Origin of the sequence: Flavobacterium sp. UGB4466 (assembly GCF_903469665.1) — a bacterium.
In the GTDB taxonomy this organism is placed as follows: Bacteria; Bacteroidota; Bacteroidia; order Flavobacteriales; family Flavobacteriaceae; genus Flavobacterium; species Flavobacterium lipolyticum.
Map to the genome: position 1 here is coordinate 23,942 of NZ_CAGKLC010000019.1, position 23,168 is coordinate 47,109.

Below are 23,168 nucleotides of genomic sequence, written 5' to 3' on the forward strand. Positions count from 1 at the left end.
GAAATCGGCTGTTTAGTCTATCAAAAATCGCCATACATATATCTTCTTTTTTTTAAAACCACTAGCCTCCTACTTTTGAACCAATAAATAAGTAATGAAAATAAGAATACTAATTCGTTCGTTTTTTTTGATTTCGTTTTTCAGTATGGAAGCTCAGGAGACTATTGGCATTAACCTGGATTTAAAAACAGAGCCAACTGCAAAAGCTGATTTTACAGAAAGTAGTATTGTTCTATCCTACAGCAAAAAGACTGATACTAAAAACAAAATAACAAACACGTTAGCGTATTCGAATTTAAACGTGAATTACGAAGCAGGCAGCTACAAAACACAGGAGAACCAGGAGCATTTCAATCAGATTAAAAACAATTTTAAAATTTCACATGATTTCTCCAATACATTTAATATGAGTTTTTCGATTGTTCCCACAGTAAATTTTCAAAGCAGTCCGGGTCTGGATGACACTTCTCTTTTGGGAAGTTTGGAAATGAGTCAGCAGTTCAATTCAAAAGCCAGACTTACAATTGGAATTTCGAGATCAGCTGTACTGGGTAATCCTAAGTTCTTACCTGTAGTGTCTTTCAATTATAAATTCAGCAATGAAAGCAGTTTGCTAATTGGCTTCCCGGATTCAAAGATTTCGTACTCCAATAATATTCGCAACACTTTTAATCTGACCAATAGCTTCAACGGTAATTTTTATCATCTGGATGAGGCAAAACAAGCAATTGATAACGCAGCGAAAGCTACGCTGTCGCAAATGACTACAGCATTCGAATATGAAAGAAATGTAGACAAGAACTGGTTTCTAAATTTTAAGGCCGGCTATGATTTTGACAAGAAATACAGTAGAACAGACAAAGACAATCATAGAGTTTATGATTTTAATACCGGTAACAGTTATGTCTTAGGAATTGGCATCAAATACAAACAATAAATAAACTTAATACATTATGAATAATTTAAAAAAAGGAATACTATTCGCGACGCTGTTTTCTGGTCTCTTTTTTATAAGCTGCAGCAATGACAGCAGCGAGGAGCTAATAGGAAACTGGGTTAAAAAATCGGCATTCGACGGACCCGCAAGATCCAGTGCGACCAGTTTTGTCATTGGCGATTTTGCTTATGTCGCAACAGGTTATACCGGAGATGTTTATCTGAAAGATTTATGGTCGTATAATTCAACGGGAGATTACTGGGAACAAAAAGCGGATCTTCCGGGTATTGGAAGAAGTTCTGCCTCGGCTTTTGCCTTAAATCAAAAAGGATATATTGGTTTGGGTTATGACGGAACTAATAAATTAAAAGATTTTTATCAGTACGATCCCAGCAGCAATACCTGGGTCCAAAAGACTGATTTTGCCGGAACAGGCCGCTACGCAGCGGTAGGTTTTCAGGCGGGTGGAAAAGCCTATTTTGGAACCGGTTATGATGGAAATTACCTGAAAGATTTCTATCAGTACAACGATCAAGCCAATAGCTGGACGCTTGTAAATGGTTTTAGCGGAAATAAAAGACGTAATGCCACTGCTTTTGTAATTGCCGATAAAGTTTATTTGGGAACGGGAATTAATAACGGAGTATATCAGGAGGATTTTTGGGAATTTGATCCCGTGACTGAGGCATGGACCAGAAAACGAGACATTGATAAAGATACTGAAGACGACAGCTCCTACAATGATGATTATGCTGTTGTTCGCTCAAATGCCTCTGCTTTTGCCATGAATGGTTTGGGATATGTTGTAGGAGGAGATAACATCAAAACCATCTGGGAATATAACCCCACCACGGATTTATGGGCAGAAAAAACACCTATGGAAGGGGCGACCAGAACAGATGCCGTTGGCTTTGCCATCAACAATCGTGGTTTTTATATGCTGGGAAGAACGGGTTCAACCTATTTTGATGATGCGTGGGAATTTAAACCGTTAGAAGCACAAACAAGTAATGACAACTAAAATAAAAATACCGTTCTTCTGGAGTAAAATCCGCAAGAATGTATTGCTTATGGCACTTATTTTACAATTTTTAGCCTGTGCGAAAAAGGAACCTTTTACGATCGAAGCCTTCAAAACTACGTCAGGTTGGGGTTATTCGATTGCTTTAAAGGATAAAATCATTATCAAGCAGGCTATTATTCCGGTCATAAACGACTCTAAAAGCTTTAGTACAAAAAGTGATGCTCTAAAAATGGCTCAGCTGGTAGTAACCAGACTCCATCAAAATAGATCCCCCACAATAACCAAAAATGACTTAATTTTATTAAAAATAAAATTATAAATGACAGTAGATACGATTAGAAATACCAGTTCAAACAAAATTCTATTTCATGGTATCATTTGGATTTTCTTTATTCTGACTTCATTAATTCAATTTTATGAAAGTCCGTTTAAAGTTAGTCCTGATTTTTATGTGCAGTGGGGTACCGGAATTGTTTTGTTTTATCTGAACTATTTTTATCTGGTTCCTGTTTTGCTGTTGGAAAAAAAGTACTGGCTGTACTTTGTGTTTGTATCTGCCCTGATTTTACTTTTTATGGTTATCAGACTCAATTATTTTATTCCTGATTTTGCTCAGACACGAGTCGTAAAAGCTTTACCGCCGCCGGAAGTTCTTAAACTGATCCATAAAGGCGGGAGACTAAAGACTTTTGTGGCTACAAAACAGCCCTTATTTTTTAAAATCGGTCCCTCTTTTTTTTATATTTTGATCATTACCATTAGTGCAGTTATCAGAACACTGACCGAATTTTACAACAATCAGCAAAACAAATTAATCGCCGAAACACACCGAACCAATACAGAGTTGATCTATCTGCGCAAACAAACCAATCCGCATTTTTTATTCAATTCATTAAATAGTATTTATTCTCTGGCACACAAAAAATCAGATTTAGTTCCGGATGCGATCGTTACCTTATCAGAATTGATGCGCTATATGCTGTATGAAACCGATAACAAAACGGTCGATTTAGAAAAAGAAATCAATTACATCCAGAACTACATTGAATTGCAAAAACTCAGATTAAACAATATTGAAGACATCGTAATCAATGTTCATGGAGACACCAGAAACAAATTTATTGAACCTTTATTATTGATTTCCTTTGTCGAAAATGCGTTCAAATACGGAACCGATTACAAAGGTGCTGCTCACGTAAAAATTAAAATATTCATTCTAAACAGCAGTCTGGATTTCTGGATTGAAAATACGATTGAAGACTATAGTAAAGATCCTGACAACTCAGGAATTGGACTGGTCAACATTCAAAACCGACTGGATCTACTTTATCCCAATGCGCATAAACTTGATATCACACAAGACGACGAATTTTTTCGCGTGCATTTGAATTTGGAATTGGATAAAATTCAAACCGCGATAGATTAAACCTTTTTACATAAGGTTACTTTGTTATAAAAGCCAAAAGTTCTTCTACGTATTTTTATGATAATTTTAAAACTTATTTTATTGGTTAAAAAGTACTTTTGGCGCTAAACAAAACTTTAAAACTAAAACTTCAACAGATGAAATGTGTAATTATAGACGATGAACCTTTAGCAGTTGAATTGCTGGAAGATTTTGTTCAAAAAGTAGATTCTCTCGAATTGATCCATACTTTTAACAATGCCATTGATGCCATTTCTTTCATCAATCAAAACAATGTTGATTTGATTTTTCTGGACATCCAGATGCCGCATTTCTCAGGAATCGATTTCTTAAATACGATCGAGAAAAAACCATTGGTTATTTTCACAACTGCTTTTTCTGATTATGCTGTTGAAGGTTTCAACCTCGGAGCAGTCGATTATTTGGTCAAACCCATTCCGTTTCACCGGTTTTTAAAATCGGTCGTGCGGGCACAGCAGGTATTAAATCCGACCACAACAGTTCAGGTTATTTCAGAACACACTACTTCGCCGGAACTGGAACAGGATTTTATGTTCGTAAGAGCGGAGTACGAAAATGTAAAAATGAATTTCTCTGACATTCTATTTATTGAAGGACTAAAAGATTACGTAAAAATTTATACTATTGATAACAAATTTACTCTCACACTAATCAGTTTAATTAAGCTTGAAAATCTGCTTTCGAACAAAGGTTTTTCCCGAATTCACCGCTCTTATATCATCAATATAAAACACGTGAAATCCATTCAGAAGAATAAAGTTTTGATTAGTGATAAACGTATTCCTATTAGTGAAAGCTATAAGACTTCTTTCTTCGAAAGAATCAACCTTTAGATTAAATTTCAAAAATAAAATTCCAAATTCCAAAAGTGTCAAACCTTGGAATTTGGAATTTTATTTTTGAAATTTTTATTTTTATTCTTCGTTTTTAAACCAGCCGGAATACATGACGTAATTGTTTGAAATACGCTCAATTTCGCCTGCAAAATCAGACTGATCAATATCTTTTACTTTTTTAGCCGGGACACCTGCATAAATACTTCCTGAAGTTATGACCGTATTCTGAGTAACGACAGCACCGGCTGCAATAATCGAGTTGCTTTCAACCACACAATTATCCATAACAATAGCCCCCATACCAATCAAAACATTATCGTGAATCGTGCAGCCGTGAACAATGGCATTGTGTCCTATGGAAACATTGCTGCCTATAATAGTAGGGTGTTTTTGATACGTACAATGGATGATAGCACCATCCTGAATGTTCACCTTATTTCCAATAGTAATGAAGTTAACATCACCACGAATAACGGCATTAAACCAAACACTGCAGGAATCTCCAAAAGTCACATCGCCTACAATTGTAGCATTTTCGGCCACGTAACAATCTTCTGGAATCAAAGGTGTTTTTCCGTTTACAGATTTAATCAGCATAATAAATTTTTAATTAATGGCAGGGCAATTACAGTCGTAACGTTCCTTTTTACAAAATAAATTGATTCCCAGTGTAATTTGGTGGTAACCACCCGTATCAAATTTCACATCACCGGTAACCTGAGAGTAGGTATAGGCAAACATGAAATTTTTATAATTCACCCCAACGATTGGCGTGATATACTGTAGTTTTTGCGCAGCTACTCCACTATTAGTGCCGTACTGGGTACCATTAAAACCTTTTCGATAAGACAAGGCAGCCCAAAGACTTCCAAAATCCATATTTTTATAAGCCTTAAGGTTTAAATCGATAGTCTTTTCTTTTGTTTTATCGAACACCTGAAACAATACAGATGGCTCCCAGGTCACTTTACTTCTTTTTCCAAAAACATATCCCGCGCTTAAAAGAAGCTTTCTCAGATTATTACTTTCATATTCGGTGTACAATTCTCTTCGGGTTTCCAGAACGCCCTGAACTGTTGCATGGGCATAAAAATCAAGATAGTTGTACGATGCTCCAATATCTAAATTAAAGTACGAATCTTTTTGAATAGAACCAAAAACGATAGGGTCAAAAGTAGTTCCAAATTTAGTTTCATCCAATTGACTCTGAATCACTCCCCCACTAATACCAAATGAAAGCTGATTTAAATCGAGTTCATCTCTGGAAAACAAGATATGATGAGCATAGGTAAGTTTTACCCCTTTTTGAGAATGGTAACCGTTTTTATCGTTAAAAATAATAATCCCGGCTCCTGAACGCTCTCCTATCCTGCCATTAAAAGTCAGGGTTTGCAAAGACGGAGCATCCTCCTGACCAAACCACTGTTTTCGGGCAGTCAATCTAATTTTGGCACAATTTGCCGCTCCCGCCATAGACGGATGAATGAGGTAATAATTATCTGACAAATAATCCGAATAAACTGGTATCCCTTCTTGTGAGTAAGAGTAGGTTGATACAATTAAAAAAAACAATAAAACTCTGATTCTAAACTTCATAAAAACATCATATTGATCTAATAAATTTGAGGCGCCACAAATTTAATAAGATTTATTGGAAAAGAGTCTTAATTCTTTTATTAAAAAATCAAATAGTAGGTATTAGCAAAAAATAACTTTACTAAATTTGTAAAAAATTACAACTCATGACAAAAATCACCATAAAAGAAACTCAAAATCCAACAATCTTAAAGTTCGAATTTGAAGATTTTATTACTCAAAATCAAAGTTTCGAATTCAAAAATATTGACGAAGCACAAGCCTCCCCTTTAGCACAGCAATTGTTTTATTTACCGTTTGTAAAAACCGTTTATATTTCAGGAAACTTTATCGCCATCGAAAGATATAGTATTGTAGAATGGGAGGATGTAAAAGATGCCGTTGCCGAACAAATTACTGCATTTGTAGACAAAGGTGGCGTAATCATTAATGCCGATGAAACCAAAGCTAAAAAACAGCCGATCACCGTTTATGGAGAAACAACTCCAAATCCTGCAGCTCTAAAATTTGTGGTGAGCAGAATGCTGACAAGAAATGCGGTTGAATATAAAAATATCGATCAGACTGCTTCTTCTCCACTGGCCAAAGAGTTGTTCAAATTCCCGTATGTAAAAGAAGTTTTTATTGATGAAAATTATATTTCGGTAACCAAATACGACATCAACGACTGGCAGGAAATCACACTTGAAGTACGAACTTTTATCAAGCAGTTTATCGAAAACGGAGGAACTGTTTTAGATGAAAGTCTAATTGAAGTGGCTACAAAAAATGATATCACAAAAGACGAAGCATTTGACAAACTGGATGTTACTTCGCAACAAATCATTAACATTCTTGAAGAATATGTAAAACCGGCAGTTGCTGCTGACGGTGGAAATATTGCTTTTGATTCTTATAATGAAGAGGACAAAACGGTAAAAGTAATTCTACAAGGAGCTTGTAGTGGCTGCCCGTCTTCAACTTTTACTTTAAAAAGCGGAATCGAAAATATGCTAAAAAGCATGTTAAATGACGAAGCCATAAAAGTAGAGGCTGTAAACGCTTAATTTTTTATCCTTTATAAAATACCGAAAGCGTCTGTCATTGGCAGGCGCTTTTTTAATTAAAACATATATCTCACTAATTATCAGCAAATTATTAATCAAATAACGCTGTACTATTTTAAAAATAGTTAATATTGTATTCTAAACCAATCAATATCAAGACTATGGGATTATCTTCATTCTTTAAGAACTTATTTGGCACAGCCAAAGATTCTGCTACTGATCTGGCACATCAGGCCGAAACCACTTTTGAACAAGCCAAAGAGGCCGCTGCTCCTTATATTGATAAAGCAGAAACCTTCGCCGAAGAAACTTTCGCAAAAGCCAAAGAAGCATCAGAACCGCTGATTGAAACAGCAACGGATTATGCGCATCAGGCGAAAGATATTGTTAGCGAGTATGTTGAAAAAGCATCTGATTCTATAAGCGATGTAATTGATTCTGTAAAAGAAAAAACCACCGAACTAACCGGAGAAACTAAAGCAATTGTTTCAGAAACCGTAACGGATAGCAGCGAAAAAACGGTTACTAAAGCTGATGATGTTATTGATGGGACTACCAACAAGGAATAAAACTCCTTTTTCTTATACCGGGAAATATTTTTATATTTGCAAAACTAATATACCTTCTCTTTGGGAAGGTTTTTTTATTCTAAAAATATGTACAATTCAGAACAGATTAGCAATTATGCTGCTAAATTTATTAACGTATTAATTGATTATTCTCCAAAATTAATCTCGGCATTCATCATTTTATTTGTCGGAATCTATGCCATCCGATTAATCAGCAGAATCATCACAAAAATAATGATCCAAAGAAATCTGGATCCCACATTGACCCGATTCCTCTCTGACATATTGATTTGGGCACTTCGAATTTTATTGTTTGTGACCTTTATTTCAAAATTGGGTATCGAAACCTCCTCTTTTGTTGCCATATTAGGAGCGATGGGTCTTGCCGTAGGTTTGTCTTTACAGGGCTCTCTATCCAATTTTGCAGGAGGAATGTTAATTATCGTATTCAAACCTTTCAAAGTAGGCGATACGATTGAAACACAAGGTGGAGTTATTGCAACAGTTGTAGAAATTCAGATTTTTGTAACCAAGATGTTAACCGCTAACAATCAAACTGTTTTTGTTCCAAATGGAGCTTTATCAAACGGTACCATTATCAATTATTCAATGCAAGGAGAACGAAGAGCCGATTTGACTTTTGCGGTTTCGTATGATTCTGATATAAAAAAGGCAAAGGACATTCTTTTGAACGTTTTAAACAACAATCCAAAAGTACTTAAAAAACCTGCTCCTGAGGTTTTTGTAAAAAACTTAACCGCAAGTTCTGTAGAGTTTGCCGTACGTCCATGGGCAAAAAACGCTAATTATGGAGCTGTTTTTTCTGAGACTTTAGAGAATTGTAAAGCGGCATTAGATGAAGCCGGAATTTCGGTTCAGCCGTATACTCTTCAAAAATAAAAAGGTTTATGCTTTTTTTGATGGAGGAGCCATCATAAAATCTTTTAAATAATAAGGTTCAAAATAAGCGACATCAACAGTGTCGCTTTTTTGATATTTATCATAACTGATCTTACTCATCGCAGCAGCCGAAGGATATTTGATCTCTTCCAAAAACACAAAATTTGATTGGGTTAAAACTGTTTTGCATTTTTCGGCACAATCACCTACAAAATACACAGTCTCTGTATACCCCTTAAAAGAATCCTCAGTAATAATTTCAGCCTGAATTGTTCTTTCCACTTTTAAATCAGCTGCAAATATTTCGCTATACACTTCCATTCTTCTGGCATCCAGCATTGGAATAATTTTCCCTTCGGAAACCTTAGCCTGTGAAGCTAATGTTTGTAAAGTATCAACTGCAATCAAAGGAATATTTAAGGCAAAACACAATCCTTTCGCGGCCGAAACCCCAATACGCAGACCGGTATAAGACCCTGGTCCCTGACTCACGGCAACAGCCACTAAATCCTCAATCGCGACACCAGCTTCAGCAATTACCTCTTCGATAAAAACGTGGAGTTTTTCAGCATGTGAATAACCTTCTTCGGCAATTTCCCTGCATATAATGGTTTCTCCGTTTTTAGCAATGGATACGGAGCAATTTTTGGTAGCGGTTTCAATATTGAGAATAAAAGACAATGTATGTAATTTTAAATTTTTATTATGACGCAAATTATTTCTTAGAAGTATCTGCTTTTTTGAGTTTTACTTTATCTCCGGAATTCAAATCTTTAGAGACAGTGGTATAAGGTCCTGTAATAACAACATCTCCTGCTTTCAATCCTGTCATTACTTCGATATTCGTATCGTCCTGTATACCGGTTTTAATAATTTTAATTTGGGCTTTGTTTCCTACTTTTACAAAAACGCACTCAAACTTTTTATCGCTTTTCGGAGCTGCTTTTTTATCTTCGTTTGGATCTTCTACCTTAAAGTCTTTTACCGCGGCTGTATCAGATTTAACCACAACCGAACTGATTGGCACTGCCAAAACATTGTTTTTAGTTTTGGTACGAATATCAACCGTAGCCGTCATTCCAGGTCTGAAAGGAGAATAAGTACTTGGTTGTCCTTCCAGTAAATCCTGATAAGATTCTTTCAGTATACGTACTTTAACTTTAAAATTTGTTACCTGATCAGAAGTTAATGCTGTACTGGCCGAATTAGAAATACTGGTTACGATACCTTTAAATTTCTTTTTCAGATAAGCGTCAACTTCCACGTTAGCTTCGTCACCAATTTTCACCTTAACGATGTCATTTTCGTTTACGTCAACTTCAACTTCCATATTGTTTAAGTTGGCTACACGTAAAAGTTCCGTTCCGGCCATTTGCTGCGTTCCTAAGACACGCTCTCCCAGTTCCACATTTAAAACTGAAATAGTTCCGTCAGCAGGAGCATAAATTAAAGTACGCCCTAAGTTGTCTCTGGCCTCTGTAACCGATGCCGAAGCACTTTTAACATTGTAATATGCATTTTGCTTGGTGGCCTTGGCTACTTCATAAGTCGAAATTGCCTTATCCCAATCTGATCTTGAAATTACTCCTTTTTCGTATAACGTTTTGTTACGGTCGTAATTTGCTTTTGCTTCATTATAACTAGCCTCAGACTGCGTTAAACCAGCCTTAGTTCCTGACAGATTAGCCACAGTACGATCTAAACCGGAGGTGTACAAATCAGGATTTATTTTTACCAATAAATCTCCTTTTTTAACCACCTGCCCTTCTTTTACATTTAACGCAATAATTTCTCCCGAAACCATTGACGAAAGCTTCACTTCAATTTCAGGCTGGATTTTTCCTGTTGCCGAAACTGTTTCAACAATTGTTGAAGCTATTACTTTTGAAATTTCTACTTCTGTTCCTTCATCCTTATTCCCAATAACTCCTGCTTTCGAAAGACCAACTAAAACTGCAATAAGTGCTACTGCGCCACCTACTAAAAGATAAATCGTTTTTTTAGACATAATAAATTATTTTGTAACAATTGGAACAATTGGAATTCCAAAGTAGAATTCTAATATTTTTATTTTAAATATATAATCGTATTTTGTTCTGATCACATCAGACTGTGCATTGGTTAACAATGTTTGCGCCTGAGTAAAATCAAAAGAATTCATTAAACCTACATCATACTTTTCTTTCGCATAGTTATAGGCCTGCTGTCTTGCTTCTAATGTTACGGTAGACGATTCGTAAGTATTTAAAGCTCCTTTTGCATTTGTAAAAGCTGTATAAACATTACGTTGCAAATCTAAACTTTTTTGCTCTAAATCTATTTTAGATTTCTCTAAACTTACTTTACTACGCTCTACATTATTTCGAACTGAAAAACCGTTAAAAATTGGCACATCTAAACGAAATCCAAAACTATGTCCCTTATTGTCACTAAACTGTTGAAATATTGGATCCGGCCCTACTAGGTATGGTTTATTATTTTCATCCAATCTGGTTCGGTCACTGTAACTCGCTCTGGTATCGAATCCATAGAATCCTCTTAATGTTGGCTGATAAGCTCCTTTTGCAATGGTAACACTTTTCTGTGCAATTTCAAGATTGGTTTGTGCCAGTTTTAGTTCAGTTCTTGTTTCTTTTGCTTTATTGTAAATCTCATCGGGAGTTTGAGCCATAATGTTATTTTCATCTTTTGCGTTAGTATCATCTACCACATCAAAATCTGTAAATTCTTTTAGTTGTAAAAGTTGGGCCAAACTCAATTTTGAGATTAAGAAATTATTCTCTGAAACGGTGATATTTTGTTTATCAGTTGCTACAGTTGCTTTTAAATCAAACAAATCACCTCTGGGAATAGTCCCGGCATTAACCATTTCCTCTGAACGAGCCAAACGTTTTTCATCAATCGTTAGCTGTTCTTTTTTTATTTTTAAATCTTCTTTATTCGAAAGGATCTGAAGGAAGGCATTGGCCACATTCAGCGAAATATCTTCCTGCATTTTCATCAATTGATACTGTGAAGCTATGATGGCAAGTTTTGTTCTTCTATACGTATTTTGAATTTGCAAACCTTTATAAATATCGACTCCCGCACTTAAACCTACAGAAGAATACTGTGTTGTTTGATTACGCAAAAGACCGGTTGTAAGATCCTGATTCAAACCAATGTTCCAGGAATGTGATGCATTGCCGCTTACTGACGGAAGATAACTTCCAAAGGCAGCCCTTTTGTCAATCGCTGCATTTTGAACATCCAGTTCTGACAACTTTATTGTGATATTATTTTCTAATGCATAACGAACACATTCTTCCAAAGTCCATTTCTTGGTTTGCGCCTGACCAGACAAGCCAAACCCGAATAACACCGCAAAAACCAGACTATTATATTTATTTATTTTCATATATTTTGAATGAAAGCATAGTAACCCTACTACACAAATTTAACATTTTTTAAAAATCAAAAATTCTTTATTTGCTCAAATTACTTATTTTCTTCTTCATTGATCAAACCCTGATTCCAGATTTTAATTTTATCCGAAGCTTTGATTCCGCTTTTCACCTCGACATAAATTCCATCACTTACTCCTAAAACTAAATCTCTTCTTTGAAATTTCTGAGGGTTAGTTTCAATCTCAACATAGGGTTTTTGCGTTTTTTTATCGAACTGTACCAGTGATTCTTTTATTGCCAAAACTTTATCTGCTTTTTCTAAGATAATTGAAGCGTTTGCACTTAAACCTGCTCTGATAAAAGTAGCATCTCTATTCACCAAAGCTGCTTTAATTTCAAACTGAATTGCTCCGTTCTCTACCACTCCCTTAGGCGCAATATCGGTCAGAGCAGCTTCAAATTTTTTATTCTCGATCGCTCCAACGGTAATTTCAATTGGCATTTTTTCTTTGATTTTCCCCACTTCAGATTCATCAATTTTTCCAATAAAAATCATTCTTCCCACATCAGCTACGCTCGCAATAGTAGTTCCTTCATTAAAATTGTTACTCTCAATAACCTGATTTCCTACTTTTACCGGAACTGCCAGTACCATTCCGTTTACTGTTGAACGGATTAACGTATTGGCATAACTTCCAAGTGAAGTTGTTGTTCCAGTTTTAACAATATCTAAACTTTGCTTTGCTGCCAGATAGTTTTGTTTGGCCTGTTTGTACGCTAATTGTGCTGCATCAAAATCATTTGCTGAAATTACGTCCTTATCAAACAATGTTTTTTGTCTTTGATATATTTTTTCCTGATTGTCTAAAGCAATTTTGGCAGTCTGTACCTGATTCTGTGTACTGCTTACGTTAGAAACATTGGCTACAACTCTAATTTTGGCAATAAGATCACCGGCTTTAATTTTCTCTCCCGCTTTGATATACACTTCTTCGATAATACCTGAGATGTTTGGTTTGATCAGGACTTCTTCATTAGGCTGAATATTACCGGTTGCAATGGTATTTTTGATGATGGTTTTAATCTCTGCTTTCTCCGTTTTAAATACAATTGGAGACTCTTGATTCTTAGCGTACAGGTAATACAGTGCGCCAAAGAAAACTATAGCAATAAAGATTAAAATGGTTACGGTTACTCCTTTTTTCATTGTGTTTTCAGTTTAATTCGATTATATTCTGATTGATAATTTATTCTGTTCGTAAAGCATCTACAGGCTTCACATTAATTGCGGTTTGTGCCGGAATAAACCCTGCCAGCAAACCAGATCCTACTAATATTATTAAAGCTACAAATACGACTCCTAAATCGACGCTTGGATTAGCAAACATCGTGTTACTATCCGGTGGCATCGAAGCTAAAGCCATATTTAAGAGCGCGATAATTCCGGTAGCTACAGCAATACCCAGCATTCCTGAAATAATCGTTAAAAATATAGATTCAGATAAAATTTGCCCACGAATCGCTGCAGGAGTTGCTCCTAAAGCTCTTCTAATACCTATTTCTTTGGTACGTTCTTTCACTACAATAAGCATAATATTCGAAATACCAATTACTCCCGAAATCAAAACCAAAGTCCCTACAAAATAGGCAATAATTTTTAGGATGTTAAATAAACTTTGCACTTTATTGTACTGTTCGTATAAATCAAAATTCCCAACCGCTCTTTCATCAGCAGGATTAACGGAGTGAAGTGCTTTTATTTTTTCTAAAATTTTTGGTTTTAAATCGGTAATAGATGTACCGTCTTTTGCGGTTAGTGCCATCCACCCTACTTTATCTCCAAAATTAAAAGCCTGCTGAAAAGTAGTAAAGGGAATAAATATATTTTTTTGCTCCTGCTCTGCATTCCCCCCTTGCTGTTTTGATTTATAAACCCCCACCACCATGAAATTGATCCCGTTGATTTTCACATAAGTTCCAATCGCTTCTTCTTCTTTTCCATAAAGTTCATTGGTCACTCCTTTACCAATTACCGCAACTTTTCGTCTTTCGAGAATGTCCTGCTGATTGACAAATCGCCCTTTAATGATATCCATCGGCTGTTGTTTAATCAACTCCGGATAATCTCCGTAAATGGTAAATGCAGAAGTTTTGGTACCACGAACTACATTATTGGTTCCGTTAAAATCACCCAGCTGATTTCGTGGAGACACGTACACCAGATCCGGTAAAGCTGATTTTAATGCTGCAACATCGCTATTTCTGAAATCATAACGGCGTACTTTAGGCAAACCTTTGTAGGCTTTGGTTGTGGTTTGACTCCACATAAACATCGTATTTGTCGCAATTCCGTCAAAACCTTTTTTCACACCATTCTCCAGGCCATTACCAGCTGCCAATAAAATGACCAAAATAAAAATCCCCCAAAACACTCCGAATGCCGTTAGAATGGTTCTGAAAACGTTGGCTGTCAGAGCCTGTAAAATCTCGTCCCAATTATCTTTTTTAAACATAATTATTCGTCTCTAAGTGCTACAATCGGTTTAATTTTGGCTGCTCGATATGCCGGAAAAAACCCTGCCATCGCCCCCGCAAATACAAGCAGTACAAGCGTGGTTAAAGCTACACTAAAGTCAACTTCAGGATTTCTAAAATATTCACTTTGTACCAGCGGTCCCACAAATTCCAATAACGCTAAACTAGCCAATAAGCCTATAAATCCAGCAATAGTGGTTATAAAAATAGATTCATGAAGGATCATCGAAATAATTGAAAAAGGGGAAGCTCCAAGTGCTTTTCGTATTCCAATTTCCTTTGTTCTTTCTTTTACGATGATTAGCATAATATTACTTACTCCCACAACTCCGGCAATGATCGTACAAATACCAACCCACCAAAAGAACAATCTGATATACAGATTTAAATCATAAAATTGTTTCGCTTCTTCCACTGAATTAAAAACACCTATGCCGCTATTGTCATCAGGTGCAATAACGTTTTTGCTTTTCAACAAGGCTTTTACCTCTGCTGTGAATTTTCTTGATTGCGCCAGTGCCTCTTCATAATTCATTTTTTTATTTAAAACAAACTGCATTGCGTCTATTTTATCACCAGCTCCATAAGCGCGCTGATTCGTCGTCATAGGCATATAAACCCTTGATTCTTCGCGCTCTCCTGAAGGATCTGTAAAAACCCCAATCACTTTAAAATTAATATTATTGACTAAAATCTCTTTTCCTAACGCTTCTTGCCCTTTAAACAGATCTTGCTCCACCTTCAAACCAATAGCCGCCACTTTCGCATTATGTATCATATCACTATTATTAATGAAACGTCCTTTAACAATAGTTGCATTTTCAAGATAGACATAATCCGAACTAATCCCTCTAAACAGATAATTTCCTGATTCTTTGCCGTAACTCACAATCCCGCCCCAGGTACTACGTACAGGTGACTTTTTATCAATCTCATCATCAAACTTTTTAACCGGAAGATCATAATCACTATTTCTTAACTGAATTTGCCTTCCCGGATTTAGTCCTTTATATTCTTTGGTTGTTGCTTCAGACCAGACTTCAATTATTCCTTTTGCATCATTTTCAAATTGTTTCTCGATTCCGTTCTGAAGCCCTTTTCCTGCTCCAAGCAAAATCACCAAAATAAAAATCCCTGACGCTACAGAAACTCCGGTCAGAAATGTTCTCAACCGGTTTTTAGAGATTGCCTCAAATATTTCCTGCCAACGCTCAATATTAAACATAAGATGAAGCTCTAACTTGTTCTACCTTTTTATCATCGATAATTAATCCGTCTTTCAGGACTACATTTCTTTTGCACATTGCGGCAATATCAGGTTCGTGAGTTACGATTAGGATTGTTTTTCCTTCATCGTTAATCCCCTGAATCAGTTCCATAACCTCATAAGAAGTTTTAGTATCCAATGCTCCTGTTGGCTCATCTGCCAATAAAACTTTCGGATTTGAAGCCAAAGCTCTTGCAATGGCAACACGCTGTTTCTGACCTCCTGAAAGTTCATTGGGTAAGTGATGAGAATGCGAACCAAGTCCAACTTTCTCTAAATATTTCATCGCGATGTCATAACGCTCTTTTCTTTTGATTCCCTGATAATACAAAGGCATTGCAACGTTATCGAGAGCAGTTTTATAATTGATCAGATTGAAAGACTGAAATACAAATCCTAAAAACTTATTGCGGTATTTAGACGCTATTGTTTCGTTTAACTTTTTGATCGGGGTTTTATCCAAAATATAACTACCGGAATCAGCCTCGTCCAGAATTCCTAAAATATTCAAAAGCGTTGATTTACCTGATCCTGACGATCCCATAATTGCAACCAGCTCACCTTCTTCAATATTAAAATTAATTCCCTTTAACACATGTAACTCCGAACTACCCATTTTATAGGATTTGTGCAAATCTTTGATCTCAATCATGGTGGTTATTGTTAAATTTTAAAACAATAATAGCATTTTTCTTAACTATTTTATGGTAAGAAAACGTTAATAATTATCTCTTCTTCTTTGAATAAGACTCACTTGTTTGCTAATTGTTACACATTTTTATAATAATATAATTGTTTTATTAATTTTGTCAGACTAAAAAAAATCATAACGATGAAGTTTTCTTCCATTATCTCCTTATTCACCCTACTTGCTGTACTTGCAGGCTGCTCTACAGCCCAAAAACTGGAAACCCTAAAACCGGAGCCGGATGACGCAAGTCCGTTAGTTTACGAAGCAAACCCCTCCTTTATCAATTTACCAATTACAGTAAAACTTAGCGATATTGAAAATCAAACCAATACACTTTTAAACGGATTGATTTATGAAGACAATACGATCGACGACGACGATATCGAAATGAAAATCTGGAAGCAGGCGCCTATAAAAATTCAAAATGACCCCGCAAACCCAGACAAGAAGATAAAAACAATCCTGCCTTTAAAAGCCACTGTTAAATACCGAATCGGTACCAAAAAACTGGGCGTTGAACTTTACGACATCAGAGAGTTTAATCTGAATGGTGTGATTACCCTGTCCAGTGAAGTGGCACTGACAAACTGGAAATTAAACACTAAAACGGAGTTTAAATCATTAGACTGGAGCGAAAGTCCGACCATGCAGATTTTTGGTAAAAGCATGCCTATTACCTATCTAATAAACCCTGCAATTTCTATTTTTAAATCAAAAATTGAAAAGAAAATAGACGAGGCTATCGAAAAATCAATGGATTTCAAACCAAATGTTTTAACTGCCTTAGAAAAAATCTGCACTCCTTTTCAACTGAGTGACACTTACGAAAGCTGGCTTAGAATTGTTCCTGTTGAAGTGTATTCAACCAATGCCAAATTAAAAAATGATCAGTTTTTACTGGACATGGGAATGAAATGCAACATGGAAACCATCGTAGGCAAAAAACCTGAATCTAAATTCAGTGCCAATAAAATCATATTGAAACCTGTCGCTAAAATTCCGAATCAGATTTCAGCAAACATTGCTGCCATATCTACCTATGTTGATGCTTCAAAGATTATGACTAAGAATTTTGCAGGTCAGGAATTTGGTTCGGGCAGCAAAAAAGTGACGGTAAAAAATGTATCCATCTGGCATAAAAACGGAAAGATGGTTATTGCTCTAGATGTTTTAGGCTCTGTAAACGGAACGCTTTATTTAAACGGATTTCCTCAATACAATCCTCAGACTAAAGAAATTTACTTTGAAAAACTGGATTACGTTTTAGATACCAAAAGCAGATTAATGCGCACGGCAAGCTGGTTGGGTCAGGGCTATGTTTTAAGAAAAATGGAAGAGAGCTGTCGTTATTCGATACAACCCAATTTAGAGGAAGGCAAGAAAAACATGGCGGCTTATCTTAAAAACTATTCTCCATTGCCGGGTGTTTTTGTCAATGGAAAAATGGAAGACATCCAGTTTGATAAAATTCAACTAACCAATCAGGCCATTATTGCCTTTATCAAAATAAACGGTACCGTAAATGTCTCGGTTAACGGTTTGAAATAATAATTAGGTAATGAGATCATTAGACAATTAGATAATGAATGAATTGCCACATTATCTAATTGTCTAATTGACTAATTATCTGTTTTTTTCTTTTTTGACTGGTACATTCTGTAAATCAGAACACCTATTACTGCCACCAATAAATACGGAATAACCATTAAATATACGATTCCATTATTTACTGCTTCTGCTTTTTTAACATTTGAATCTCCACCAAGCGCTGCACGACACATCGCACATTGAGCATTTGCGCTTAGCGAAAAGAGAATAGATGCAAGAATATAGAAGCATTTCGTTGATAAAAAATTCGCAAACCTACTTCTAATTGCTTTTCTATTTTCTTTATTCTTTAATCTATTTTCCATTTTAAGCATAATAAGGAGAAATCATTAAGTAAACCACAACACCGGTAACTGCAACATACAACCATAGCGGAAATGTTATTTTAGCAATTTTTTTATGTCGGTCAAAGCGTTTTGCCAATGCACGTACGTACGTTATTAATACCAATGGAATAATGGCAATAGACAATAAAATATGAGTCACCAAAATAAAGAAATAGATATAACGAATTGCTCCTTCACCACCGAATTTAGTAGAATCGGAGGTCATGTGATACGCCACATACATTACTAAAAAAGCTACCGAAAGTCCAATCGCTAAAGTCATTAAGCGTTCATGGAGCTTACGTTTTCCATTTTTAATGGCCAATACAGCCCAAACTAAAACTACAGCGGTAATACCATTTGTTGTTGCGTAAATTGGAGGCAGAAACGAAAGCGGCTCAACTTCAATTCCTAAGTCTTTCAATTTTACACCAAATAAAATGGCTACCACAAGTGGAATTACAATTGAAACCGCAACAATAAACTTACTAAATTTTTTCTCTAATGAATGATCTTCCATTTCTATTCTTCTAATAATATTTTAATATCTTCCTGTATGTCTCTAACTCCTTTTTTATCTAATCCGTCATAATAGATATTTGGGTTTCCGAATTCATCTTTTCTGCAACGAATATTTCCTTCTTTATCAATTAAAGCGAACAAACCTGAATGTTCAAAACCACCGCTCACTTTTTCATTCTCTCCGGCATATAAATTGAATCCTTTATTAGACAATTCCATGATCGTATTCTTATCCCCCGTTAAGAAATTCCAGGTAGAAGATTTTACTCCTAATAACTTAGCATGTTCTTTTAAAACCTGCGGCGTATCATGTTTAGGATCAATTGTGATGGATACGATTCCGAAATTTGGATTTCCGAAAAAAGTCTTTTCGATCTCCAGCATGCTTAAATTCATTTTCGGACAAATTGACGGGCAAGTTGTGAAGAAAAATTCTAACACATACACCTTTCCTTTGTAAGTATCATTCGAAACTTTAGCATTGTACTGATTGGTCAATTCAAATTTCGGCGCTGGTCCAATTTTCATCAATTTACCATCAGCCTTTGAAGTTTTCAATCCTACATTGTCCAGACGGTTTCCTTTTACAATGTCTCCGTTTTTAACTCTGTCAACAATTTTAGGAACGGCATAAATTCCAAAAATTAAAATAATAAACGAAATACCGATATATGATTTATTCTTAAACATGATAGAAAGATTAAAGTTGTTTAGTTGCGTTGTGATTCTTTTTTAGAGCAGCACGATATTCGTATAAAATGATTTTAAAATCATCCAGCATTTCATTGCTTAGCTCTGAAGGATGAAAAGTGTCATACCCTTCTTTGTATTCAGCTGCATCTTTTCTTCCTCTAAGATTTCTTTCTTTATCGACGATAAAAACATTCGGAGTTCCAAGATTCTGATCTAATTTTCCTTTTAACTTTAGCTGATCGTAAAATGCCTGAATTTCCTCAGGTGAAGCGAAGACAAAGTTCCAGCCTTTCACGTCTGTAAAAGGTTTAAGAGCATCTACTACTTTTTGCGCATCGGCTTCGGTTCCTAACGGGCAAAGTATTACAAACTGGAGATCTTCAAAACCGTTATAGCGCTTGTAAATTTTTTCGTTTAAGTTAAAGTAATTCCCTCGATTGCTTAAAATTTCAGACCCTGAAAAGCCAAGAACCGTGATCTTTTTATCCAACAAAACTTTCTTTCCATTCAGGGATTTCCAATCACCGAAATCTTTAATTTTTGGCGTTATAACAGGAAGTGTAGTAAAGCTGTTAACCCCTGAAGCAAAAAACAAATAGGCTACAATTGGCAAAACAAAAAGAGCAAAGAGAACTATATTTTTTTTCATTATATCTGTACAAGTTATTGAGGTACAAAAATAAAAAAATCCCGATGTTATCGGGACTCTTTTCGAATTAATATCATGTTAAAAATTCCATTTAATAGTAGAATCTTTAAAAACCCCATAAATATAATGTCCTTCTGTTAACAGAGTAAACAATAGATATAATACCAGGAAAATAACAGGTGCTACAACAGACCATCTAAGGCTGCTTTTTTCACCTTCCATGTGCATAAATGCCCATACTATATAATAAGCTTTGAAAATTGTAAGGATGTAAAAAATCCAGTTCAATAAGTTCAAGCCAACAAAATGATTAAACTCTAATGATGCAGGTTTGTAGATACCTAAAATAACCTCTACTGTAGTTACTACTGATAGTAATGCAAAAACAAACCAGATTCTTTTTGTATTTGATACGTGCTCGTGTGACATAATAATTAAAATCTAAAATTAAACTAAGTAGAAAACTGTAAATACAAATACCCAAACTAAATCGACAAAGTGCCAGTATAAACCAACTTTCTCTACCATTTCGTAGCTTCTTCTTTTTTCATAAGTACCTAATAATACATTAAAGAAGATAATGATATTAATGATAACTCCTGAAAATACGTGGAATCCGTGGAATCCTGTGATGAAGAAAAAGAAATCAGCAAATAATTTATTTCCGTATTCGTTTCTAATCAAATTAGCACCTTCAACCACATATTTAGCACTTGCTAAACGAGCTTCAGACTCTTCTCTTGATAAAACTGTTTTTTTCTTTTTATCTGTAAGTTGTTCTGTTCTGATTAAAACTTCAGGATGAGCTTTAAAACCTGCCTGAACTTCTGCAACTGTATAAGTTGGCTGTGCCTGAGCATCTTCCATAAACCATGTTGAATGGCTTCTTGTTAAAGCTTCTCTTTGTTCCGGTAATTTAACCGCAAAATCAGCAAGAGCAACTCTTTTACCATCTTTATCAACAAACTGCAGTAAACTTCCTCCTGCTGTTTCAACTGCTCCATACTCTCCTTTAATGAAGTTTTTCCACTCCCAGGCCTGAGAGCCTACGAAGATAAAACCTCCAATAATCGTTAAGAACATATAAATTGCAACCTTTGTTTTTTTCAATTGGTGACCTGCATCAACGGCCAAAACCATTGTTACAGATGAGAAAATCAAAATAAAAGTCATTAAGGCTACATAATACATTGGTGCCGCAACGCCATGCATAAAAGGAAAGTGAGTAAACACTTCATCAGCCAAAGGCCAGGTTTCAATAAATTTAAATCTTGAAAAACCATAAGCAGCAAGGAATCCAGAGAATGTTAAGGCATCTGATACGATAAAAAACCACATCATCATTTTACCATAACTTGCTCCTAATGGCTGGATCTCATGACCGCCTCCCCAAGTTTTTTCGTCGTTGTTTGCAGTAGTAACTGTCGCTCCCATAAAAGATATTCGTTAAAAAGTTCCCAAATTTACGTTTTTTTCTTATTTAAAGAAATATAAAAATAAAAATAAATACAACCATAATAAATCCAAAAAGTGCCAATACATCGCACCTAGTTCTATACCAAGAGTTTGAGTCGAATTGTATTTTTGTTTAAAATGATTATAAATTATAATTAAAAGTGAAATTAATCCTCCAGCCAAGTGTAACAAGTGTGTCACGGTTACTACATACAAAAATGTTGTAGTAATTGAGCTACCTTCTCCTGTAAAATAATACCCGCTTTCTACGATTTGTCCAAAACCTGCAAATTGCAGCACCACGAACAAAATCCCTAAAGCTAAAGTTCCCAAAAGTAAAGCTGTAGTAGCACTTCTATTGTCTTTCTGAATGGCTTTTTTAGCCAGGTAAAAAGTAACACTGCAAGCCAAAATAACTGCTGTACTATAATAAAATGCCGTTGGCAATTCAAAATTCTTCAACCAGTCGGCTCTTGATTTACTTACCACAAAAGCACTTGTAAGTCCGGCAAACATCATGGTCATACTTACCATTGCAAACAAGAGGATAAGTTTTGCCGATTTGGCTTTCCTTAGCTTCTCTTCCGCTGCCGTTTCTGTTTTTGTCATTGTCATTTCCATAACTATCTTAAAAATTTATCTACTATAAATACGATTTGCAGTAACGAGATATACGAAACACTTACCAACATTAATGTTCTCGCTGCTTTTGGTGTTCTTAACTGATACAAACGTACTGCATAAAACAACATCCATAAACCTAACAAAAACACTAAAATTGCTGCTATTGGCGAAATAAACAATTGCCCTGTATATCCTAAAACCGGTAATAACGAAGCAACAATCAACCAAACTGTATATAAAATAACCTGCAAAGCGGTTCCTTTATCTTTTTTCCCTGTTGGCAACATGAAGATTCCGGCTTTCTCATAATCTTCATACAAAAACCAGCCAATTGCCCAAAAGTGAGGAAATTGCCAAAAAAACTGAATCAAAAACAGCGTTCCGGCCTCTATACCAAATTCTCCTGTAGCGGCAACCCAGCCTAACATGAAAGGAATTGCCCCCGGAAAAGCACCAACAAAAACAGACAACGAAGTTACCGTTTTCAAAGGGGTATAAATACTGGTGTATAAGAATATGGAGATTGCGGCAAACATAGCCGACTTAGCATTTATAGTGTAAAGCAAGGCAATACCAATAATAGTAAGCAAACTTGCTACAAACAAAGCCATTTTTGGAGACATGCGTCCTGAAGGAACCGGGCGATTTTTGGTTCGGTCCATTAAAGCATCGATATCTTTTTCGATCACCTGATTAAATGCATTCGAAGCTCCAACCATGCAATATCCACCGATTGCCAAAACTGCCAAAACACTCCATTTAAAAGGATGTTCCTCATTAACTCCCAATAAATATCCGGCCACAGAAGAGAACAATACGCTGATTGCTAAACCAGCTTTGGTAATCTCTTTGAAATCGGTAAATATTGATTTTAGTGAAAATGTATTTTTAGTCGCGTTCAATACAGTAATTATTTGTATGTTTTTTTTTGAGTGGTGCAAATGTACAAATTAGATTGTAGAATTTAGACCTATAAAATTAGATTTTTTTCAATAAAACCTTTACAAAATAAGGACTTGCAAATCTTTAACACTATTATATCAAAAAATCTTATTAA

Annotated in this window: 26 protein-coding genes; 9 read left to right on the forward strand and 17 right to left on the reverse strand. The window is 35.5% G+C overall.

All coding sequences use genetic code 11. From position 1 onward, the window contains the following. Window positions 1-94 precede the first annotated feature (94 nt). The 5 genes from JO950_RS07465 to JO950_RS07485 all read left to right on the forward strand — a co-directional run bounded on the left by JO950_RS07465 (window position 95) and on the right by JO950_RS07485 (window position 4,241). Complete coding sequence (locus JO950_RS07465; protein WP_202702084.1) at window positions 95-937, forward strand: DUF6268 family outer membrane beta-barrel protein; 843 nt, start codon at window positions 95-97, stop codon at window positions 935-937. 16 nt (window positions 938-953) lie between these two features. After that, window positions 954-1,958, forward strand: coding sequence for a kelch repeat-containing protein (locus JO950_RS07470; protein WP_202702085.1), 1,005 nt, complete (start codon window positions 954-956; stop codon window positions 1,956-1,958). A gap of 49 nt (window positions 1,959-2,007) precedes the next feature. After that, window positions 2,008-2,280 (forward strand): DUF4907 domain-containing protein, encoded by a 273-nt coding sequence (locus tag JO950_RS07475; RefSeq protein WP_229999843.1) that lies wholly within the window; start codon window positions 2,008-2,010, stop codon window positions 2,278-2,280. Further along, window positions 2,281-3,387 (forward strand): sensor histidine kinase, encoded by a 1,107-nt coding sequence (locus JO950_RS07480; protein ID WP_202702087.1) that lies wholly within the window; start codon window positions 2,281-2,283, stop codon window positions 3,385-3,387. A 137-nt stretch (window positions 3,388-3,524) separates the two neighbouring features. Beyond that, window positions 3,525-4,241 (forward strand): LytTR family DNA-binding domain-containing protein, encoded by a 717-nt coding sequence (locus tag JO950_RS07485; RefSeq protein ID WP_202702088.1) that lies wholly within the window; start codon window positions 3,525-3,527, stop codon window positions 4,239-4,241. Between the two features lie 81 nt (window positions 4,242-4,322). Here JO950_RS07485 and JO950_RS07490 read toward each other — a convergent pair whose 3' ends face one another. After that, window positions 4,323-4,841: a gamma carbonic anhydrase family protein gene (locus JO950_RS07490; protein ID WP_202702089.1), complete on the reverse strand. Its 519-nt coding sequence runs from the start codon at window positions 4,839-4,841 to the stop codon at window positions 4,323-4,325. A gap of 9 nt (window positions 4,842-4,850) precedes the next feature. Beyond that, entirely contained in the window at window positions 4,851-5,840 is a 990-nt protein-coding gene (locus JO950_RS07495) for a type IX secretion system membrane protein PorP/SprF (RefSeq protein ID WP_202702090.1), read from the reverse strand. A 146-nt stretch (window positions 5,841-5,986) separates the two neighbouring features. Between JO950_RS07495 and JO950_RS07500 the strand changes: the two genes are divergently transcribed. From JO950_RS07500 to JO950_RS07510, 3 genes are all read left to right on the forward strand, one after another. Then, a complete protein-coding gene (locus JO950_RS07500) occupies window positions 5,987-6,886 on the forward strand; it encodes a NifU family protein (protein WP_202702091.1) in 900 nt (299 codons plus the stop codon). Window positions 6,887-7,047: 161 nt separating this feature from the next. After that, a complete protein-coding gene (locus tag JO950_RS07505) occupies window positions 7,048-7,455 on the forward strand; it encodes a YtxH domain-containing protein (protein WP_202702092.1) in 408 nt (135 codons plus the stop codon). 87 nt (window positions 7,456-7,542) lie between these two features. After that, a complete protein-coding gene (locus JO950_RS07510; protein WP_202702093.1) occupies window positions 7,543-8,355 on the forward strand; it encodes a mechanosensitive ion channel family protein in 813 nt (270 codons plus the stop codon). Between the two features lie 6 nt (window positions 8,356-8,361). Here JO950_RS07510 and tsaB read toward each other — a convergent pair whose 3' ends face one another. From tsaB to JO950_RS07545, 7 genes are all read right to left on the reverse strand, one after another. Beyond that, a complete protein-coding gene (gene tsaB / locus JO950_RS07515; protein ID WP_202702094.1) occupies window positions 8,362-9,036 on the reverse strand; it encodes a tRNA (adenosine(37)-N6)-threonylcarbamoyltransferase complex dimerization subunit type 1 TsaB in 675 nt (224 codons plus the stop codon). A 34-nt stretch (window positions 9,037-9,070) separates the two neighbouring features. Continuing rightward, on the reverse strand, window positions 9,071-10,363 hold the full coding sequence (locus JO950_RS07520) for an efflux RND transporter periplasmic adaptor subunit (protein ID WP_202702095.1): 1,293 nt from the start codon (window positions 10,361-10,363) through the stop codon (window positions 9,071-9,073). Window positions 10,364-10,369: 6 nt separating this feature from the next. Further along, window positions 10,370-11,752 carry a TolC family protein gene (locus JO950_RS07525; protein ID WP_202702096.1) on the reverse strand — a complete coding sequence of 461 codons (1,383 nt, stop codon included), beginning with the start codon at window positions 11,750-11,752 and terminating at the stop codon, window positions 10,370-10,372. Between the two features lie 80 nt (window positions 11,753-11,832). After that, entirely contained in the window at window positions 11,833-12,948 is a 1,116-nt protein-coding gene (locus JO950_RS07530) for an efflux RND transporter periplasmic adaptor subunit (protein ID WP_202702097.1), read from the reverse strand. 40 nt (window positions 12,949-12,988) lie between these two features. Next, window positions 12,989-14,254, reverse strand: a complete 1,266-nt coding sequence (locus JO950_RS07535; RefSeq protein WP_202702098.1) for an ABC transporter permease — start codon at window positions 14,252-14,254, stop codon at window positions 12,989-12,991. Between the two features lie 2 nt (window positions 14,255-14,256). Then, on the reverse strand, window positions 14,257-15,501 hold the full coding sequence (locus JO950_RS07540; protein WP_202702099.1) for an ABC transporter permease: 1,245 nt from the start codon (window positions 15,499-15,501) through the stop codon (window positions 14,257-14,259). Continuing rightward, window positions 15,494-16,195: an ABC transporter ATP-binding protein gene (locus JO950_RS07545; RefSeq protein ID WP_017497898.1), complete on the reverse strand. Its 702-nt coding sequence runs from the start codon at window positions 16,193-16,195 to the stop codon at window positions 15,494-15,496. The genes JO950_RS07540 and JO950_RS07545 overlap by 8 nt, the downstream gene beginning before the upstream one ends. Window positions 16,196-16,375: 180 nt before the next feature. Here JO950_RS07545 and JO950_RS07550 point away from each other — a divergent pair, with 180 nt between their 5' ends. Next, window positions 16,376-17,782, forward strand: a complete 1,407-nt coding sequence (locus JO950_RS07550; protein ID WP_202702100.1) for a DUF4403 family protein — start codon at window positions 16,376-16,378, stop codon at window positions 17,780-17,782. A gap of 71 nt (window positions 17,783-17,853) precedes the next feature. On the opposite strand, the gene JO950_RS07555 is transcribed toward JO950_RS07550, so the two are convergent. The 8 genes from JO950_RS07555 to cyoE form a co-directional block, all read right to left on the reverse strand. Next, window positions 17,854-18,156 (reverse strand): hypothetical protein, encoded by a 303-nt coding sequence (locus JO950_RS07555; RefSeq protein ID WP_202702101.1) that lies wholly within the window; start codon window positions 18,154-18,156, stop codon window positions 17,854-17,856. Then, the gene (locus JO950_RS07560) at window positions 18,149-18,688 is read right to left on the reverse strand and encodes a DUF420 domain-containing protein (RefSeq protein WP_017497895.1); all 540 of its coding nucleotides are present in this window, start codon (window positions 18,686-18,688) and stop codon (window positions 18,149-18,151) included. Before JO950_RS07560 ends, JO950_RS07555 begins: the two co-directional genes overlap by 8 nt. 2 nt (window positions 18,689-18,690) lie before the next feature. After that, complete coding sequence (locus tag JO950_RS07565; RefSeq protein WP_202702102.1) at window positions 18,691-19,380, reverse strand: SCO family protein; 690 nt, start codon at window positions 19,378-19,380, stop codon at window positions 18,691-18,693. 10 nt (window positions 19,381-19,390) lie between these two features. Next, entirely contained in the window at window positions 19,391-20,032 is a 642-nt protein-coding gene (locus JO950_RS07570; protein ID WP_202702103.1) for a hypothetical protein, read from the reverse strand. 78 nt (window positions 20,033-20,110) lie between these two features. Further along, entirely contained in the window at window positions 20,111-20,461 is a 351-nt protein-coding gene (locus tag JO950_RS07575) for a cytochrome C oxidase subunit IV family protein (RefSeq protein WP_202702104.1), read from the reverse strand. Between the two features lie 18 nt (window positions 20,462-20,479). Next, window positions 20,480-21,466: a cytochrome c oxidase subunit 3 gene (locus tag JO950_RS07580; RefSeq protein ID WP_202702105.1), complete on the reverse strand. Its 987-nt coding sequence runs from the start codon at window positions 21,464-21,466 to the stop codon at window positions 20,480-20,482. 42 nt (window positions 21,467-21,508) lie between these two features. Continuing rightward, on the reverse strand, window positions 21,509-22,108 hold the full coding sequence (locus JO950_RS07585) for a cytochrome c oxidase subunit 3 (RefSeq protein WP_017497890.1): 600 nt from the start codon (window positions 22,106-22,108) through the stop codon (window positions 21,509-21,511). A gap of 2 nt (window positions 22,109-22,110) precedes the next feature. Continuing rightward, window positions 22,111-23,013, reverse strand: a complete 903-nt coding sequence (cyoE, locus tag JO950_RS07590; protein WP_017497889.1) for a heme o synthase — start codon at window positions 23,011-23,013, stop codon at window positions 22,111-22,113. Between the last annotated feature and the right edge of the window lie 155 nt (window positions 23,014-23,168).